Source organism: Sanguibacter sp. Z1732, from assembly GCF_051020515.1.
Taxonomy (GTDB): domain Bacteria; phylum Actinomycetota; class Actinomycetes; order Actinomycetales; family Beutenbergiaceae; genus CALKWS01.
This window is the reverse complement of sequence record NZ_CP194857.1, coordinates 229,348-247,725: the sequence shown is the minus strand read 5'-3', so window position 1 is coordinate 247,725 and position 18,378 is coordinate 229,348. Positions and strand designations below refer to the sequence as shown.

At 68.3% G+C, this 18,378-nt stretch carries 13 protein-coding genes, 1 other RNA gene and 1 pseudogene; 13 read left to right on the top strand and 2 right to left on the bottom strand.

What is annotated here, in order from left to right; genetic code table 11:
* The first annotated feature begins 60 nt into the window (after window positions 1–60).
* The 9 genes and pseudogenes from ACRRRO_RS01565 (at window position 61) to ACRRRO_RS01525 (ending at window position 11,204) form a co-directional block, all read left to right on the top strand.
* Entirely contained in the window at window positions 61–1,788 is a 1,728-nt protein-coding gene (locus ACRRRO_RS01565) for a DUF4091 domain-containing protein (protein WP_424797589.1), read from the top strand.
* A gap of 90 nt (window positions 1,789–1,878) precedes the next feature.
* Window positions 1,879–3,010, top strand: a protein-coding gene (gene prfB, locus ACRRRO_RS01560; RefSeq protein ID WP_424791574.1) for a peptide chain release factor 2 whose coding sequence is annotated in 2 segments (ribosomal slippage) — window positions 1,879–2,190 and window positions 2,192–3,010 — 1,131 coding nt in all. Because the reading frame shifts where the segments join, the coding sequence is not laid out codon by codon here.
* A 348-nt stretch (window positions 3,011–3,358) separates the two neighbouring features.
* Window positions 3,359–4,049 (top strand): annotated as a pseudogene (ftsE, locus tag ACRRRO_RS01555) (cell division ATP-binding protein FtsE).
* Window positions 4,050–4,964: a permease-like cell division protein FtsX gene (ftsX, locus tag ACRRRO_RS01550; RefSeq protein WP_424797587.1), complete on the top strand. Its 915-nt coding sequence runs from the start codon at window positions 4,050–4,052 to the stop codon at window positions 4,962–4,964.
* A 1-nt stretch (window position 4,965) separates the two neighbouring features.
* Window positions 4,966–6,597: a peptidoglycan DD-metalloendopeptidase family protein gene (locus ACRRRO_RS01545; RefSeq protein WP_424797586.1), complete on the top strand. Its 1,632-nt coding sequence runs from the start codon at window positions 4,966–4,968 to the stop codon at window positions 6,595–6,597.
* 249 nt (window positions 6,598–6,846) lie between these two features.
* Window positions 6,847–7,353 (top strand): SsrA-binding protein SmpB, encoded by a 507-nt coding sequence (gene smpB / locus ACRRRO_RS01540; RefSeq protein WP_424791578.1) that lies wholly within the window; start codon window positions 6,847–6,849, stop codon window positions 7,351–7,353.
* Window positions 7,354–7,414: 61 nt separating this feature from the next.
* Window positions 7,415–9,379 carry a DUF2207 domain-containing protein gene (locus ACRRRO_RS01535; protein ID WP_424797585.1) on the top strand — a complete coding sequence of 655 codons (1,965 nt, stop codon included), beginning with the start codon at window positions 7,415–7,417 and terminating at the stop codon, window positions 9,377–9,379.
* Window positions 9,380–9,493: 114 nt separating this feature from the next.
* Window positions 9,494–9,861, top strand: a transfer-messenger RNA (tmRNA) gene (gene ssrA / locus ACRRRO_RS01530).
* A 134-nt stretch (window positions 9,862–9,995) separates the two neighbouring features.
* Window positions 9,996–11,204, top strand: a complete 1,209-nt coding sequence (locus ACRRRO_RS01525) for a glycosyltransferase (RefSeq protein WP_424797584.1) — start codon at window positions 9,996–9,998, stop codon at window positions 11,202–11,204.
* A gap of 51 nt (window positions 11,205–11,255) precedes the next feature.
* On the opposite strand, the gene ACRRRO_RS01520 is transcribed toward ACRRRO_RS01525, so the two are convergent.
* Window positions 11,256–12,242 carry a LacI family DNA-binding transcriptional regulator gene (locus ACRRRO_RS01520; protein WP_424797583.1) on the bottom strand — a complete coding sequence of 329 codons (987 nt, stop codon included), beginning with the start codon at window positions 12,240–12,242 and terminating at the stop codon, window positions 11,256–11,258.
* 316 nt (window positions 12,243–12,558) lie between these two features.
* On the opposite strand from ACRRRO_RS01520, the gene ACRRRO_RS01515 reads away from it, so the two are divergent.
* From ACRRRO_RS01515 to ACRRRO_RS01500, 4 genes are all read left to right on the top strand, one after another.
* A complete protein-coding gene (locus ACRRRO_RS01515) occupies window positions 12,559–14,217 on the top strand; it encodes an extracellular solute-binding protein (RefSeq protein WP_424797582.1) in 1,659 nt (552 codons plus the stop codon).
* 80 nt (window positions 14,218–14,297) lie between these two features.
* The gene (locus ACRRRO_RS01510) at window positions 14,298–15,338 is read left to right on the top strand and encodes an ABC transporter permease (RefSeq protein ID WP_424791583.1); all 1,041 of its coding nucleotides are present in this window, start codon (window positions 14,298–14,300) and stop codon (window positions 15,336–15,338) included.
* The gene (locus ACRRRO_RS01505; protein WP_424788371.1) at window positions 15,335–16,264 is read left to right on the top strand and encodes a carbohydrate ABC transporter permease; all 930 of its coding nucleotides are present in this window, start codon (window positions 15,335–15,337) and stop codon (window positions 16,262–16,264) included. The genes ACRRRO_RS01510 and ACRRRO_RS01505 overlap by 4 nt, the downstream gene beginning before the upstream one ends.
* A 127-nt stretch (window positions 16,265–16,391) precedes the next feature.
* Window positions 16,392–17,627 (top strand): endo-1,4-beta-xylanase, encoded by a 1,236-nt coding sequence (locus tag ACRRRO_RS01500; protein ID WP_424797581.1) that lies wholly within the window; start codon window positions 16,392–16,394, stop codon window positions 17,625–17,627.
* Window positions 17,628–17,803: 176 nt separating this feature from the next.
* On the opposite strand, the gene ACRRRO_RS01495 is transcribed toward ACRRRO_RS01500, so the two are convergent.
* Window positions 17,804–18,358, bottom strand: coding sequence for a cob(I)yrinic acid a,c-diamide adenosyltransferase (locus ACRRRO_RS01495; RefSeq protein WP_424797580.1), 555 nt, complete (start codon window positions 18,356–18,358; stop codon window positions 17,804–17,806).
* Window positions 18,359–18,378 lie beyond the last annotated feature (20 nt).

Sequence of the window (18,378 nt, the reverse complement as noted above, 5' to 3'; positions counted from 1 at the left end):
CGCACCGCCACCCGGGCCGGTTGTCGCCGCTTCATTTTGCGAGCCCTTACGGTGGCAGTTATGACCGAGGCAGATAGGACCGAGGCAGCGATGACCGGGTCGATCCGGCGCACCCACCCCTACCCCAGACCGGACTGGACCTTCGTCCGCGCCGATGCGTTGACCAAGGTGTTCCCCGACGACGTGCCCCCGGCTGCCGCGCAGGACGAACTCAGCGGGTTCCTCGGGGAGACCCTCTCGTTCCAGGTGGCCTACCTCCCGCCCGCCCATGGCAGTGGAGGCGGGGACCGCATCCGGGTCGAGGTGGACGAGGCGTCCGCTCCGTTCACCGTTGTGAGCACGGTCGAACTGGTCCCGGTGACGTTGGCGGCCTTCGACGGACACGATGCCGGGTACCTGCGAGACGCGCCGGGGTTGTACCCGGACCTGCTCAAGCCACTTCCGGACGGTGCCCTGGTGCGGCCGTTGACCGCGTCCTGGGGTGCCCTCTGGTTCGACGTCCGCATCGACGAGGCCGAGCACGCAGGTTCGCGCACCGTGGGCGTGCGGATCGTGCGGGAGTCCGACTCCCAGGTGCTGTACCAGGTCGATGTGCCCGTGCAGGTGCACCCGGTGGACCTACCGGCCTTGGACATCATCAACACCCATTGGCTCCATGCTGACTGCCTGGCCGACTACTACGGGGTCGAGGCCTTCAGTGCCGAGCACTGGGAGCGCCTGGAGGCGTTCATCGGCGCCGCCGCACGGATGCGCGTGACCTCCCTGCTCACTCCGACCTGGACGCCGCCCCTGGACACGGCCGTGGGCGGCACCCGGACTCCGGTGCAACTCGTCGGCATCGCCGACGACGGCAACGGGTACGCCTTCGACTTCTCCCGTCTGGGTCGGTGGCTGGCGTTGTGTCGCAAGCACGGCATCACCACCGTCGAGATCGCGCATCTGTTCACCCAGTGGGGGGCCAAGGCGACTCCGGCGATCTACGTGGACACCCCCAGTGGTCGGGAGCGCCGTTTCGGCTGGCACGTGCCGGCCACCGACCCGCGGTACCGAGATCTGCTGGAGCAACTGCTGCCGGCGCTGCGCGCCTACCTGGACCAGGAGTGGCCGGAGGGATCAGTACTGTGGCACATCAGCGATGAGCCGCACCCGGCAGACCGCGACACCTACCTCGCGGCCCGGGAGGTGGTCCACGACCTGCTCGCCGGTGCGGACGTGGCCGACGCCCTCAGCGACTTTGACTTCGTCGATGCCGTCGCCATCCCGATCGTGGCCACCGATGCGGTGGAACCGTTTCGCGCCGCGGGGATGAACCCCTTCGTCTACTACTGCGTCTCCCAGCACACCGACGTGGCCAACCGGTTCATCGCGATGCCCTCGGTGCGCAACCGCGTCCTCGGCCGGCAGTTGTTCGTGAACCGGGCGCCCGGTTTCCTGCACTGGGGCTTCAACTTCTGGAACACCCAGTTCTCGCTCGGTTCCCTCGATCCGTTCGCCGACACCTGCGCGGGCGGGGCGTTCCCCGGTGGGGACGCCTCCATCGTGTACCCGGCGCCGGACGGGACGGCCTGGCCGTCGGTGCGGTACCGGGTGTTCACCCAGGGGATGGATGACCATCGGGCCCTGCAGTTGCTGCGCGACCTCACCGATCACGACACGGCGGCGAGTTACGTGGACCAAGGTGGTGAACTCAGTTACTCCCGGTTCGACTACGACCGGCGCGCGCACCTGAACGCACGGCGAGCAGTCGACGAGCGGATCCTGGCCGAACTAGCGGCACCGTCGAAGTAGCCGCACGGCCGAACCCGCCGGCCGCGTCCGCCGGGGTGAACCTGCGGTGGGATGGGTGCCGCGGGGGTGCTGATCGCGTAACCTCGAGGTGTGGCCACTGACTTTCCCAGCGAGATCGCCGACCTCCGCTCTACGCTCGCCTCGATCGAGGCGGTGAGCGATCCGGACGCCCTGCGCGCCCGGATCGCCGACTTGTCCGAGCAGGCCACGGCCCCGGACCTGTGGGACGACCAGGACAAGGCCCAGGCCGTGACCAGTCAGCTCTCCTACGCCCAGGGGGAACTGGAGCGGATGACCAAGTTGGAGACCCGGATCGACGACCTGGGGGCTTTGGTGGAACTGGCCGAGGAGGAGGCCGACGCCGACACCCTCGCCGAGGCCGAGGCCGAACTGACCGCGATAGAGAGACACGCTGTCCGAGCTCGAGATCCGCACGCTGTTGTCCGGGGAGTACGACCAGCGCGAAGCGGTCATCACCATCCGCGCCGGGGCCGGCGGTGTGGACGCGGCTGATTTCGCCGAGATGCTCATGCGCATGTACCTGCGCTGGGCTGAACGCAAGGGCTACCCCACCGCGGTGCTGGACACCTCCTACGCCGAGGAGGCAGGGCTGAAGTCGGCCACTTTCGAGGTAAAGGTTCCCTACGCCTACGGCACCTTGTCGGTGGAAGCAGGCACCCACCGGCTGGTCCGGATCTCCCCGTTCGACAACCAGGGACGACGCCAGACCTCCTTCGCCGCGGTCGAAGTGATCCCGCTGATCGAGAAGACCGACCACATCGATATCCCCGAGAACGAGATCAAGGTGGACGTCTACCGCTCCTCCGGTCCGGGTGGGCAGAGCGTGAACACCACCGACTCCGCGGTCCGGATGACGCACATCCCCACCGGGATCGTGGTGTCGATGCAGAACGAGAAGTCCCAGATCCAGAACCGGGCCGCGGCGCTGCGGGTGCTGCAGTCCCGGCTGTTGCTGCAGCGACAGCAGGAGGAGAACGCCGCCCAGAAGGCGATGGCCGGGGACGTCAAGGCCTCCTGGGGGGATCAGATGCGCTCCTACGTGCTGCAGCCGTACCAGATGGTCAAGGATCTGCGCACCGAGCACGAGGCGGGCAACCCGTCATCGGTGTTCGACGGCGACATCGACGGATTCATCGACGCCGGCATCCGCTGGCGCAAGAACACCCAAACGGCAGCCGCGGCCTCCGCCGCCAACGCCTGAGTTAACGGCCCCACCCCCACCCCCCACCCCCCCGGCCCCCCCCCCGGCCCCCCCGGCCCCCCGGCCCCGTCGAAGCCAGCATTGTTCGGCTCAACCGGCTGCCTCGGCCGACTAATGCTGACTTCGGCGTCTTGAGTTGCGACGTCGGCGACGGCTGGGGGTGAGGTGCCTCACGCCGTCGGGCGTGTTCGCTGATCGGAGGCCATCTACGGCCGGAGTGGGGCATTGCTGGGGCCAGCCCGGCGTGTCATCCGTCGATGTGGCGCGGGCCCTTCCTATGGTGCCAATGGCCAGGTATAACGCTTTCCCCGGTTTGCCCTACTGTCGAGACTGGCCGGAATTGCCCTCGTGATCCGTTTCCAGAAGGTCTCCAAGGTCTACGCCCGCGGGGCTCGGCCTGCACTGGACCGAATCGAACTGGAGGTCGAGCGCGGGGAGTTCCTGTTCCTCGTGGGTGCCTCCGGTTCGGGTAAGTCGACGTTCCTACGCCTGGTGCTGCGCGAGGAGCGCCCCACCAACGGCAAGGTATTCGTCGCAGGCAAGGACCTGTCCAAGATCTCCCAATGGAAGGTCCCGCACCTGCGCCGCACCATCGGCACGGTCTTCCAGGACTTCCGGTTGCTGCAGTCCAAGTCCGTGTTCGAGAACGTGGCGCTGGCGCTGCAGGTGATCGGTAAACCCCGACCACCACGTGATGTCCACGGTGCCCGAAACCCTCGATCTGGTCGGCCTGGCCGGCAAGGAACGACGTCTGCCGACCGAGTTGTCCGGTGGGGAGCAGCAGCGGGTGGCGATCGCGCGGGCGTTCGTGAACCGGCCGGCGATCCTGCTGGCCGACGAGCCGACCGGGAACCTGGACCCCTCCACCTCGGTCGGGATCATGCGGCTGCTGGACCGGATCAACCGCACCGGCACCACGATCGTGATGGCCACCCACGACGACGAGATCGTGGACCAGATGCGTAAACGAGTCGTGGAACTGGTCGATGGGCAGATGGTGCGCGACCAGGCCAGAGGCGTCTACGGGGCGGAGCGTTAGATGAGACTCCGCTTCGTTCTCTCCCAGTGTTTCCAGGGCCTGCGCGCGAACCTGGCGATGGCGGTGTCGGTGATGCTGGTGACCTTCGTGTCACTGACCTTCGTGGGCGCGGCCGTGCTGGTGCAGATGCAGATCGCCAACATGAAGGACGACTGGTACGACGCCGTGGAGGTCTCGGTGTTCCTGTGCCCGGAGTCCTCCTCGGTGCCTACCTGCGCCTCCGGCGAGGTGTCCGATGAGCAGGCCGCCGAGGTCCTCGGTGTGTTGGAGTCGGAGGCGTTGAGCCCGTACGTGCAGGAGGTGTACACCGAGACCAAGGAGGAGGCCCACGAGGCCTTCCAGGATCAGTTCGGTGAGCAGGACTGGGCCAGCCGCGTCTCCGCGGACCAGATGCAGATGTCCTATCGGGTGTCCCTGCACGACCCGGAGCAGTACCAGGTGGTGGCCGATGAGGTCTCGGGCCGGCCCGGGGTGGAGTCGGTGGTGGATCAGCGCGCCATCCTGGAGCCGCTGTTCCTGGTCCTGAACCGGGTCACCGCCCTGGCCGCCGGGCTTGCCGGCGTCATGACGCTGACCGCGGTGCTGCTGATCACCACCACGATCCGGCTCTCGGCGATGAGCAGGTCCAAGGAGACCTCGATCATGCGCCTGGTGGGCGCCTCGAACTTCTTCATCCAACTGCCCTTCATGCTCGAAGGTGCCATCGCCGCACTGGCTGGGGCAGCGCTGGCGATCAGTGGGTTGTGGCTGGGCGCGAACTACCTGATCGAGGGGTGGTTGGCCGAGTCGTTCGTCTGGGTGAACTTCGTCGGTACTTCGGATGTGTGGACGATCGCGCCGTTGCTGGTTGGGATCGGGATTCTCCTTGCCGCTGTCAGTTCACTGGTCAGCCTGAGCCGATACACGAAGGTGTGAGATGTCTGCGCAGATGAGTTCTCCCGTTCCGAAGACCTCGAAAGCGGATACCCCGAGCCCGAGCGGCTCGAGCCCGAGCGCCTCGAGCCCGTTGACGGCGTTCCGCGCCCGGGTAGCGCAGTGGCCCACCCGGGTGCGGGGAATCTCCGCCCGGATGCTGGCCATGTGGCTGGCGGTGGTGGTGGGGGCGCTGGCCTTCGCCGTGCCCGCCCAGGCGGACCGGCTCGGCGAACTGCGCGACTCCCGATCGGAACTGGAGCAGCAGCAGCAGGAGAACCAGCGCGAGCACGAAGAGGTCACCTCCGCCCTGGAGGGCACCAACGTGGACCTGGCCGAGACCTACCTCGAACTGGACTCGATCAACCGGCGTCTGCCCATCGCCGAAGCCGAACTGGTGCAGGCCAACGAGGAACTGGCCGCAGCCGAGCGGCACCGGGACTCGGTCCAGGGCCGCCTTGAGGTGGCCCAGGCCCAGCAGGCGGATCTGAGCGCGGAGATCGCCACGGGTGAGGAGGAGATCGTCGGCACCGAATCAGCGATGGGGGAGGTCGCCCGGTCCACCTACCGCGGCGGGCCGGGGATCAGCGCGATCACTGTGGTGCTCGATGCCTCCAGCCCCTCGGAGTTCGCCAACCAGTACTCGGTGATGAACTCGGCGATGCGTACCCAGAACCAGGCACTGGTGGACCTGGAGAACCTCTCGGCCGTGAACCGCAACCGCCAGGTCCGGCTGGAGGCGGTGGAAGCCCGGATCGACGACCTGCACGTGGAGGCCCAGGAGGCCGTGGCGGCCGCCGACGTCGCCCGCCAGGAGGCCCAGGACCTGGTGGTGGAGATCGAAGGGCTGAAGGCCGACCAGGAGGCCCGTGCGGCCGAACTGGAGGATCTGTCCGAGCAGTTCGAGTCCGAGCAGGCCAACCTGGAGGCTGAGAACGAGGCTCTGGCCTCCGAGATCGCTGAGATACAGGCTGCGGAGGCCGCCGAGCGGGAGCGGCAGCGACGGATCGAGCGAGAGCGTCAGGAGCGGGAGCGTCAGGAGCGGGAGCGGGCCGAGCGGGAGCGCCAGGAGCGGGAGCGGGCCGAGCGGGAGCGCCAGCAGCAACAATCCAGCCGCAGTTCGGGTTCGTCCGGGGGCGGTTCCGGCTCTGGTGGCTCCTCGGGCGGTTCGTCCAGTTCCGGTGGTTCGTCCAGTTCGGGTGGTTCCTCCGGTTCCTCCTCGAACCAGATCTTCATCCGCCCCGTGACCGGCACGTGGCACGTGACGTCCAGTTACGGCTACCGCATCTACCCGATCACGGGCGGGCGCTTCTTCCATCGTGGCGTTGACCTGCGCTCCCACTGCGGTGAGGCCCAGCGCGCCACGGCCGCCGGCACCGTGGTGGCGGTGCGGCCCGCGCGTGGCAATGGCACGCACGGCAACCAGGTGATGATCAACCATGGGGTGATCGGCGGGAACTCCTACGTGACCGTGACCAACCACCTGTCCCGATTCGCCGTCAGCCAGGGACAGCGGGTCTCCCAGGGGCAGGTCATCGGTTACACCGGGCTCACCGGGGCCGTGACCGGCTGCCACGTGCACTACGAGATCTGGCGTAACGGCTCCACCATCAACCCAATGTCGATGCTGCCCTGACCCAGGAATCCCGCCCCGCCCCGCCACCCCGCCTCTCTGTCACGCCGCCGGCCGTCGCAGACCTGGGCCGAGGGCGAGCCTCGCAGCCCAGGGCGAGAGTTGTGTGGCTCGCCCTCGGCGGGCAGGCTCGCCCTCGGCGACTGTAGCGGCGGCGGGTGGCGGGCTGCGGGGCCTCTTATGGGTTTCGCACGGCGTCGGTCGGTGGACTAGCCTGACCAAGCCGGAGAAGCGGGCGGAGGTGAGGCAGCGATGAGCAGCAAGAACAAGGGCGCCAAGAAGAAGGCGAAGGACCCTGCGGACGAGCGCACCCTCATCGCCAGCAACCGCCGCGCGCGGCATGACTTCCACATCGACGAGACCTTCGAAGCAGGCATTGCCCTGACCGGCACCGAGGTCAAGGCGCTGCGGGCCGGGCGGGCCTCCCTCACCGACGGCTGGGTGAACGTCGACCGCGGCGAGGCCTGGCTGGAGGGCGTGCACATCGCCGAGTACGCCCAAGGCACCTGGACCAACCACGCCCCTCGCCGTCGCCGGAAACTCCTGCTGCACCGCGAGCAGATCGACAAGCTGGCCGCCAAGACACGGGAGAAGGGCCACACCATCGTGCCCTTGAGGCTGTACTTCCTGCGCGGCCGGGCCAAGGTCGAGATCGCCCTGGCCCGTGGAAAGCGCGAGTGGGACAAGAGGCACGCGCTCCGGGAGAAGCAGGATGCCCGCGAGGCCGAGCGTGCGATGAGTCTGCGGCAGAGCCGCTGACGTGCCCGACGCCGTGATGCGGGTTGCTCTGTCACGTCCGGCCGGCCGTGGTCCGGCGCGCGTGTGGATCCTCACCCTGCTGGGGGCTGCCGTGCTGGCCCTCCCGGCCCTGTTCGCCCCGCCGGCCCATGCCGCCGAGGACGAGTGGTCCATCACCCGCTACGAGGTCGATGCCCAGTTCGATGCCGACGGCGTGGCGCAGGTGCAGGTCGATCTCGAGTTCGACTTCGGTGCCGAGGAGGCCCACGGTCCCTATCTGACCTTCGTGGACCGCCAACCCATCGACGACGACCCGGACCACTACCGGGTGCTGGAGTACTCCGGCTTCGAGGCCACCTCGCCCTCGGGGGCTTCCGCCGACGTGCGGGTGGAGGACGCCGAGAACGCCGTCGCGGTCTATATCGGTGATGAGGACGTCGAGATCACCGGCCTGCAGCGCTACACGCTGAACTATCGGGTGGACGGGATCGCGGTCTCCGGGGTGGGGTCCCAGGGGCAGGACGAGATCTACTGGCAGGTGATCGGCCAGGACTTCGAGGTGCCGCTCGCGCAGATCCGCATCACCGTGTCCGCCGCCGAAGCGCCCGAGGAGGCAGCCTGCTGGGCCGGGGACCCCGGTTCGGACATCGAGTGCTCGGCCACGGTGGTCGGCGCCGAGGGGGCCGAGTTGCATCAGGGACTGTTGCATCCCGGTCAGCCGATGTCGGTGGCGGTGCAGTTTCCCGCCGGCACCTTCGGTGGCGCCCAGCCGATCCTGACCACCCGGCACACCTTCGCCAACACGATGGGACTGACACGGGCCACCGGGCTGGGCGCGGCCGGGGCCACTCTGTTCGGTGTCGGCCTCGTGGTGCTCGTGGCACGCGGGCGCGGTCGCGATGAGCAATACCTGGGCGTGACGCCCGGCCTCACCCCGGCACGCACCCGTGGCACCGTCCGCCTGGATGGCGATGGCAGCGATGGCGGTACCCGTGATGACAGTGCCCGCCATCACGGTGCTGCCGGGGCTCGCAGTGCTGCCGGGGCTGGCGCAACTGCCCCCGGGGCCACCGCAACCGAGCCCGACGACGAGGCCGTGGGTCCGCGCCGCGGCGGCCCGATCGCGGTGCAGTTCCAACCCCCGGCCGGGGTGCGCCCGGGGGAGATGGGCACACTGGCCGATGAGGTCGCCGATCCCCACGATGTCACCGCCACCATCGTGGACCTGGCAGTGCGTGGATACTTCCGGATCGAGGAGTACGCAGGCGACGACGAAACCCAGCAGTGGCGCCTCACCCGCCCCGAGCGTGCCCCCGAGTTGAACCATCCGGATCTGCTCGCCTATGAGCGCGACGTACTCACCACTCTCTTCCCCGGCCAGGAGCGCACGGTGGAGTTGCGGGAGATTGCCGGGGAGTTCTCCGCGATGCGCTCGCAGTTGCAGCAGGACCTGTATGCGGAGGTGACCGAGCGCGGCTGGTTCCGCACCTCCCCGGCCCAGGTGCGCACGCGCTGGTGGCTGGCCGCCATCGGCCTCTTCGTCGCCGGAATCGTGCTGGGCCTCGTCCTGGCCTTCACCCTCGGACTGGGCGTGCTGGGGCTCCCGGTCATCGCCACCGCGGTCGCGGTGGCCGCAGCCGCCCCCTACGCCCCGGCGCGCACGGCGTCCGGAACCGCGGTGCTGGTGCAGTCGCTGGGCTTCAAGAAGTACCTGGAGACCGCGGAGGCGAACCAGTTGCGGTTCGAGGAGGACGAGGACATCTTCTCCCGCTACCTGCCCTTCGCGATCGCCTTCGAGGTGACCGAGCGCTGGGCAAAGGTCTTTGAGGACATCGCCCGCAGCGGCGAGCCGGTGCCCGAGCCGGCTTGGTACTCCGGGCCGGCACTGGGCTCGGCGTACTGGGCCGGTGCCCTCGGTGCGTCGATGGCCTCCTTCTCCTCGGCCGCCGACGCGGCCGTGGTCTCCGCCGGCACCGGTGGTTCCGCCATCTCCGGCGGCGGCTTCGCCGGTGGCGGCGCCGGCGGCGGTGGCGGCGGGGGTTGGTAGTCCCGCCAGGGGCCCGCGCTGCGCGGGAATAGGTTCGCCGCCCCCGTGGTTATCCCTCTAGACTGGTGCCGCTGGCTCGCGCTTGCGCACTGGTCGGTGCAGAACAATTCCACAGGGGGTGATCGGTTTCGACGACGGTTGTCGTTCCAGGGGAAGCGAGTCGAGGATGCAAGGTCATCTCGTCAACGCTCCTTGCAAACCAATAGGTGCTGATTCCAAGCGCACCGACTTCGCACTCGCCGCCTGAGCGAGTCCTGAAGTCCGTCAGCCCGGGCTAGCTCTCGTCCCGGATCCTGGCGTCGACTAGAGAGCCACTGCTGGTAGTCCTCGTCACCGGGGCTACTGGGACACTCAGGTGACTGGGCCTGTCAGCGACTTGTCTGCGTGAGCGCTGGGGCCGAGAAAATCGATAGCAGACTGCACTCGGAGAAGCCCTGGGTCCTCACTGTCGGACGCGGGTTCAATTCCCGCCACCTCCACCCCTCGAGAAGGCCGGATCCACCTGGATCCGGCCTTCTTGTTCTGTTCCCACGTGGACCCGCGAGGCAGCCCCGGAGGTCTGTGGAACCCGCCTCGATTGGGCCGAAGCCGTGGTGGGCAGGCATAATCTGAACACATGCCGTCCGGAGCGCTGCGGCTTGCGCTGATCAGCCTGCACACCTCGCCGTTGGCCGACGTCGGGTCCGGCGACGCCGGGGGCATGAACGTGATGCTGCGGCACAGCGCCGACGCGCTCGCGGGCCTGGGACACCAGGTGGAGATCTTCACCCGACGGGCCGCCGCGGATCTCCCGGACCGCCTGGAACTACCCAGCGGTGTGGTGGTCCATCACCTCACCGCCGGCCCGCCCGCCCCGGCCGGCAAACGTGAGCACGAGGACTTCATCGCCCCCTTCGGTGCGGCGCTGGCCGCGCAGTGGAGCGACTGGGACATCGTGCACTCCCACCACTGGTTCTCCGGGATGGCCGCCCAGCCCCTCGCCGTCGACCATGGCCGCCCGCACGTGCAGACCTACCACTCCATTGCCGCGCCCAACGGGCGCCCGCTCGGCGAGGGTGAACCACCGGAGGGTCCCGGGAGGATCGACGGCGAACGTCACCTAGCGAAGACCAGCGACGCCGTGCTCGCGGTCAGCCACGCCGAGGCCGCCACGGTCACCGGCCGCCTGGGCGCCGACGGCCAGCGGGTGTTCGTGGTACCGCCGGGGGTGGATGTGGAACTGTTCCACCCCATCGAGGGCGAGCCTCGCTCCACCCTGGTGCTGGCAGCCCGGCTCGAACCGCTCAAGGGCGTGGACCTGGCGATCCGCGCCCTGGCTCTGCTGCCTGCGCAGATCCGACCGGACCTGCACGTGCTCGGAGCGCCCTCGGGCGCCTACCCAGGCTATGACGAGGAGTTGCGGGCCCTCGCCGCCGAACTCGGCGTGGCGACCCGGTTGCAGTTCAACGGCGCGGTCGCCCGGGCCCGGCTCGCACGCTGCTTCGCCACCGCTCGTGCGGTGCTGGTGCCCTCGCACTCCGAGAGTTACGGGCTCACCGCGCTGGAGGCCTCGGCCTGCGGGGTCCCGGTGATCGCCTCCGGCGCCGGGGGGCTGCGCGAGGCGGTCCACGACGGCGTCACCGGCCTGATCGTGCCCAGCCGCGACCCGCAGCACTGGGCCGATGCGATCGCAGGGATGCTCACCGATCCGGACCGCGCTGCCGCGCTGGGACAACAGGGCCGCGAACTGGCGCTGCGCCGCACCTGGCGGGCCACCGCGCAAGGCTGGGAGCGGGTCTACCGGCGCCTCCTGGGTGCGGGCACGCCCACAACAGGGCTGGGCTGACCGCCGCGCTGGGTAGCCACCGATCCGGGTCTTGCGACCGCAACTGGGCCGTCAACGGGTGGAGCCACGCACCATCAGGGACACCGGGCTGACGATGTGTTCCGCGGGCACCTCATCCCCGGCGATGCGCTGCTCCAGGAGCCGCATCGCCTCACCGGTGACGAACTCGTGGTTGGGATCGATGCTGGTCAGGCCCGGGTGTAGGTAGTCCGAGATCGCGAGGTTGTCGAAGCCGGCCACCTGGGCGCGATCGGGGATGCTCACGCCGTGATCCCAGAGCGCCGACATCGCGCCGAGCGCGAGCATGTCCGTGACGGCGAAGACCGCGTCGAAGGCCAGGCCCTCACCGAGCACGCCGCGCATCGCCTCCCGGGCGTCGTGCATCGTGTAGTCGCCCAACGGCACGATCAACCGGGGGTCGACGGCGAGACCGGCCTCGGCATGGGCGGCCTCCCACCCGGCGCGCCGGGAGGAGGAGATCCCGGCGTCCTCCTGCGCCGAACCGCCCAGCACGATGACGCGGCGCGCGCCGTTGGCGAGCATGTGTGCGGTGGCCAGCCGGGCGCCGTCCTCGTTGGCGAGCCGGATGTGATCGACCGACCTCGGCATCGTCCGCTCACCGAGCAACACCAGTGGAACCCGGTGGCGGGCCTTCTCGATGTCCTCATGGCTGAGGCCGACGGTGGACAGCACCACGCCGTCGAACATCCGCAGCCGGGGCAGGGCGACCGCTTCCAGCTCGCTCTCGGTGCGCGCGCTGGTGCGTTCCAGCACCAGATGCCGGCCGGTGGCCTCGACGTGGATGGCCAGCTCATCAGCGATGTCACTGAAGTAGTCGTGGAAACTCGGCGCGATGAAGGCGATTGCGTTCGAGCGCCCGACGCGGAGGTGGCGAGCGGTCAGGTTGACCTGGTACCCGAGTTCCTCGGCGACCAGGTGGATCCTGGCGCGGGTCTCGGGGGACACCCGGCCGCGGTTGGTCAACGCGTTCGAGACGGTCGCCACCGTGACGCCGGTGCGCTGAGCGATATCGCTCATGGTGACCATGGTGAACCTCCGAGCGCCGATTGTCGCAGATTTTCCGAGGCGCATTGACGGGGGCGCCCCCTCATGCCACACTCTACGTGCTTGATCGATTAATCACGTGCGATCCCAACGATGCGAGAGAGGGCTACCGAACGCGCGCAGAATCGACGCCGTACAGAACGTCACCGGCGCAGGTGCCGGAGACCGCCGGATCGAGGCTTGCCCGAGCCGGCATTCCACACCAGGCCCCGGGCCCTTGTCCGCGGTCCTGACTCGAAGGAGAGGGAGACAGATGTCATCAGAGGCAACATCGTTTCGGCGCAAGCGCGTGAGTGCAGTCGGCGCCGCAACCCTGGCCGCGGTTCTCGGGCTGGCCGCGTGCGGCGGTGGGAACGGCGACACCACGTCCGATCCGGGAAGCGGAGAGGGGGCCGAGGGCACCGGGGCCGCCGCGGGCGGACTTCAGTGCTCCTCGGAGAGCGTTGCCGACGAGCAATGGAGTGCCGCCGAGCCGGTCACCTTCTCCATGCTGTGGACCGACTGGCCGGAGAACCCGATCACCGACGACTGGATCCTCTTCGATGAGATCGCCGAGCGCACGAACGTGACGCTGGAGCTGACCAACATGTCCTTCAGTGACGCCGAGGAGCGGCGCAGCCTGTTGATCAGCGCCGGTGACGCGCCGCAGATCATCCCGCTCATCTACACCGGCGACGAGCGCCAGTACGCGGCCTCCGGTGCCGTGGTCCCGTTGAGTGACTACTCCGACTACATGCCCAACTTCACCAAGTACGTGCAGGAGTGGGAACTGGAAGACATGGTGGAGAACCTGCGCCAGGCCGACGGCAGGTACTACATGACGCCGGGGCTGCAGGAGGTCTCCGTGCCGGTCTTCACGCTCATCATCCGCGAGGACATCTTCGACGAGGTGGGCGCTCCGGCGCCGGAGACCTGGGCGGACCTGCGCGAGGGCCTGGAGTTGATCAAGGAGGCCTATCCGGACAGTCGGCCCCTCGCTGACGGATTCGAGGGCCACTCGATGTGGAACTACGCCTCGCACGCCTTCGGGACCGTAGCGGGCTGGGGGTTCGGCACCGGGATGTGGTTCGACGAGGACGCCGATGAGTTCGTCTACGCTCCCACCACCGACGGATACCGGGAGATGGTCACCTACTTCCACGACCTGGCCGACGACGGGCTGCTGGACACCGAATCGCTGACCGACGCCAACGACGGCATGGGCACGGTCACGGAGAAGTTCGCATCGGAGCAGGTGTTCGCTGCCTCGGGTGCTTCCGGCACCGTGCAGGAGTTCGCCCAAGCCCTCGATGCGGCCGGCGTCACCGACTACGAACTCACCCAGATCGCCCCGCCCGGCGGCCCCGCCGGGCAAGTCGTGGAGCCGCGCAACTTCTGGAACGGCTTCATGCTGTCCTCACACGCGGCCGAGGATGAGAACTTCTGCGACCTGTTGCACTTCGTCGACTGGCTGTACTACAACCCCGAGGCCCGCGAGATGCTGCAGTGGGGCATCGAGGGTGAGCACTACACCAAGGACGACGACGGCACCATCACGCTGAACCCCGAGTACTCCTTGGAGTCCTTCAACATCAACGTCGGCGCCGAGACCGACATCGGCGACCTCGGCTTCGGCAACGACGTGCTCGCCGGCTCGACCGAGTCCCGGGCGCTGAAGGAGTCCTACAACGCCCCGGAGTTCGTGGACTACATCGACACGGTGCTGTCCACCCGCACCCCACGCGACCCGTTCCCGAACGCCCCGCTGACCGAGGCGCAACTGGAGCAGGCCGCGCTGTGGGGTACCCCCCTGAAGGACACCGTGGACACCGCGACCCTGGCGTTCATCATCGGCCAGCGTGACCTGTCCGAGTGGGACGCGTTCCTGGGCCAGTTGGAGTCCCAGGGGCTCTCCAGTTACGAGGACCTCATCAACGAGGCCCGCGAGAACGCCGAGAACGCGGGCTGACACGCACCGTTTGCCGGTGGGCCGGCGGCACCACGCCGCCGGCCCACCGACCTCGGTCAACTCTGGTGAAGGACTAACAGATGAGTTCAGTTCGCACAGCCGGCCCGGCACCCGGTGGCGAGGTGCTGGTGGGCGACGGAGCACCGGTGGGCCAGGAACGCTCGTGGCGTCCCCGACGCGGACCACGGTCCTGGCTGGCGCCTACGAAGAAGTCCACGAAGGTGCCCTGGAGCAAGGCACTCCGGCGCGACTGGGTGCTGTACGCCATGGCCCTGGTGCCCGTGATCTTCCTGCTGATCTTCCGGTACATGCCGATGGTGGGCAACGCCATTGCCTTCCGCCGGTTCCGGCCCGGGGGCAGCATCCTCGGGGACGAGTGGGTGGGCCTGCAGTACGTACGCATGTTCATCGCCGATCCCAACTTCTGGAACGTCTTTGCCAACACCGCGATCCTCGGGCTGCTCACGCTGGTGGTGTGCTTCCCGCTGCCGATCGTGCTGGCGCTGATGCTCAACGAGGTTCGCAAGCGCACCTTCAAACGGGTGATCCAGTCGATCTCCTACCTGCCGCACTTCCTCTCGGTGGTGATCGTGGTGGGCATGGTGATGCAACTGCTCTCCCTGCAGGGCACCGTGAACCAGGTGATCGAGGCGTTCGGCGGTGAGGCCATCCCGTTCCTGCAACGGGCGGAGTGGTTCCGCACCATCTACGTCGGCTCGGAGGTCTGGCAGACCGTGGGCTGGGGCACGATCCTGTACCTGGCCGCGCTGACCACGGTCGATTCCTCCCTGTACGAGGCGGCGCGGATCGACGGGGCGAACCGGCTCCGGCAGACCTGGCACGTGACCCTGCCCGGGATCCGCCCGATGATGGTCACCCTGCTGATCCTCAACATCGGCACGTTCCTCAACGTCGGGTTCGAGAAGGTGCTCCTGCTCTACAACCCGCTGACCTATTCCACTGCCGACGTCATCTCCACCTATCTCTACCGCGTCGGCCTGGTCTCCAGCAATTTCAGTTATGCCGCTGCGATCGGACTGTTCCAGGCGATCATCGGCTTGGTCATGGTCGTCAGCGCGAACCTCATATCCCGTCGACTGGTAGGAGCAAGCCTGTGGTGACCCAGCGCGCGATCACAGCCACACCGAGCGGGTCCGGAAAGCCGGTCGGCCCCAGCGACACCCGTGCGTACCGGATCTTCACCTGGGCCAACAACGGTGTGCTGATCCTGATCTCCATGCTGATGCTGTACCCGTTCATCACCGTGCTCGCACAGTCCTTCTCCAGTGCCGGTGCGGTCAACGCCGGGATGGTGAGCTTCTGGCCGGTCGGGTTCAACACCGACACCTACCGGGCGGTGGCTCAGAACGACCTGTTCTGGAACTCCTACCGCAACACGGTGGTGTACACCGTGGTGGGCACCACCATCGCGATGGCGTTGACGACCGTGTTCGCCTACGTGCTCTCCAAGAAACACCTGCGCGGCCGGAACTTCCTGATCGGGCTCACGATCTTCACGATGTTCTTCAACGGGGGCATCATCCCCAACTACGTACTCATCACGGCGCTGGGGATGAAGAACACCATGTGGGCGATGGTGATCCCCGGTGCCATCTCGGTGTTCAACCTGCTGGTGATGAAGTCCTTCTTCGAGAACCAACCCACCGAACTCGACGAGGCCGCACAGATCGATGGGCTGGGCTGGTTCGGGATCTTCACCCGTATCGTGCTTCCGCTGTCCAAGGCGGTCCTGGCCACGATGACGCTGTTCTACTCGGTGGCGCTCTGGAACGACTGGTTCGCCGCCTTCCTCTACCTGGACCGGCAGGACCTGTTCCCGGTGACCTTGTTCCTGCGTAACCTCATCGCAGGGGCATCCTCGGCAACGAGTGAGGGGGCGGCAATGGCGGGCAGCACCACCGCGGCGATCTCGGCCAACATCCAGGCGGTGACGATGATCCTGACGATCATCCCGATCGTGTGCGTCTACCCGTTCGTGCAGCGCTATTTCGTCTCCGGCATCATGCTCGGCTCGATCAAGGGCTGAAAGGCAGTCCACCAGCGGAACCCGGGCCCGGTGCACGGGCCGTCCGCCACCGCCCGCCCCCGTCCGCCACCGCCCGCCCCCGTCCGCCATGCTCGCCCCGTCCGCCATGCCCTCGAAAGGAAACCCGATGTCCCTCGACCAACGAGGCAGCGCCGCCGTCTCCCTGGACCACCGCAGAAGCACCACGATGCTTCGCCTCACCGAAGCGGACGGGACCCCCCTCACCCGGCGGGAGGTCCGGCTCCAGCAACGGCAGCACGCATTCGGGTTCGGCTGCGCCGCCTTCGAGGTGGCCGATGCGGACCCTGCCTACCAGGACCTCTGGCTCGATCTCTTCGACACCGCGACGTTGCCCTTCTACTGGGGGCGGTACGAACCACAGCGGGGCCACACCCGGCGCGAGGCGTTGCTGCGCGCGGCCCGGTGGTTCGCCGAGCGGGAGGTCCGTCTGAAGGGCCACCCCCTGGTCTGGCACACGGTCAAGGCCCCATGGGTGGATCAGTTGTCCCTGGCCGAGGCCGAGGAGCTGCTGCGGGGCCGGATCCGGCGGGAGGTCGGTCACTTCGCGGGGCTGATCGACTCCTGGGACGCGATCAACGAGGTGGTGATCATGCCCCGGTTCACCAATGAACCCGATGGCGTGCCCAACGCGATCTCGCGCCTGTGCGCGCAGAAGGGGCGGGTGGAGATGGTGCGACTGGCCGTGGAGGAGGCCCGCAGCGCCGGGGTGCGCCCGCACCTGGTGCTGAACGACTTCGACCTCGGCCCCGAGTACGAGCACCTGATCGAGCAGGTCCTCGAGGCCGGGATCCAGATCGACGCGATCGGGTTGCAGTCCCATATGCATCAGGGGTTCCGTGGCCAGGAGTTCCTGACCGAGACCTGCGACCGGTTCGCCAGGTTCGGCCTGCCCCTGCACTGGACCGAAACCACCCTGGTCTCCGGTGATCTCATGCCCGAGCACATCGAGGACCTCAACGATCACCAGGTCCCCGACTGGCCCAGCACGCCCGAGGGCGAGGAACGCCAGGCCGCCGACATCGTGGCCCACTACACCGCGCTCGTCGCCCACCCCGCGGTCGACTCGGTCACCTACTGGGGCATCGGTGACGGCGGGAATGCCTGGCTGGGGGCCCCAGCCGGCCTGCTCCGGGCCGACGGCTCACCCAAACCCGCCTACCACGCGCTGCGGACCCTGGTCCGCGAGGACTGGTGGCTCACGCCGACCACCGGTCGCACCGATGATCAGGGCCGGGTGGAACTCAGCGGCTTCGCCGGGCGTTACGAGGTGGAAGCCGGCGGCGCGACGGCCGAGGTGGTGCTGGAGTCCGGGACCGAGGAGGTCACGGTGGTGCTGACCTGAGCACGGACCGTCGCCCGACATCAGCACTACCAGGGCCAGGCCACCCGGACCGGGGAGGGGGCACCCGGATCGGGCGGGGGCACCCAGGGGGACCGGTGCGGATCCACCGGACCCGCTGGTGGCCGGGTGCTCATGACGGAGTCCTCCGGAGCGCCCGCCGCCGAGGAGTACCCGCCTCAGCCCCGGCTGGCCGGTTCGGGTGCGGGTCCGCTGGCGTCCCGGGCGAGCACGTACAGCAGGTCGGAGAGCCGGTTCAGGTAGCGCAGCACCGGTTCGGCGACGACCGCCCCGGACCCGAGCGCTGCGACCGCGTGCCGCTCGGCCCGGCGCACCACGGTGCGTGCGACGTCCAGGTGAGCCGACGTCGTCGTCGTGCCCGGGACCAGGAAGACCGGCTCGAGCGGGCGCACGGTGAGGCGCTCGTCGATGATCTCCTCCAGGGCTGTGACCATGGCCTCGGTCACCAAGGACACGCCCTCCTCGAGCCGGTCACGCCGCTCCGGGTGGGTGGCCACATCGGCCCCGAGCACGAACAACTCACGCTGCAGGTGCAGGATGAGTCCGGCCATGGACTCGTCCTCGCAGCCGGCGCGGGCAACCCCGAGCACGGCGATCGCCTCATCGACGTCACCGCTGGTCTCCACGACCAGATCGGCCTTGGACACCCGCCCGCCCAGGAATCGTCCGGTGGAGCCGTCATCGCCACGCTTGGTGTAGATCTTCGTCGCCATGTCCTCAGCATGGCACCACC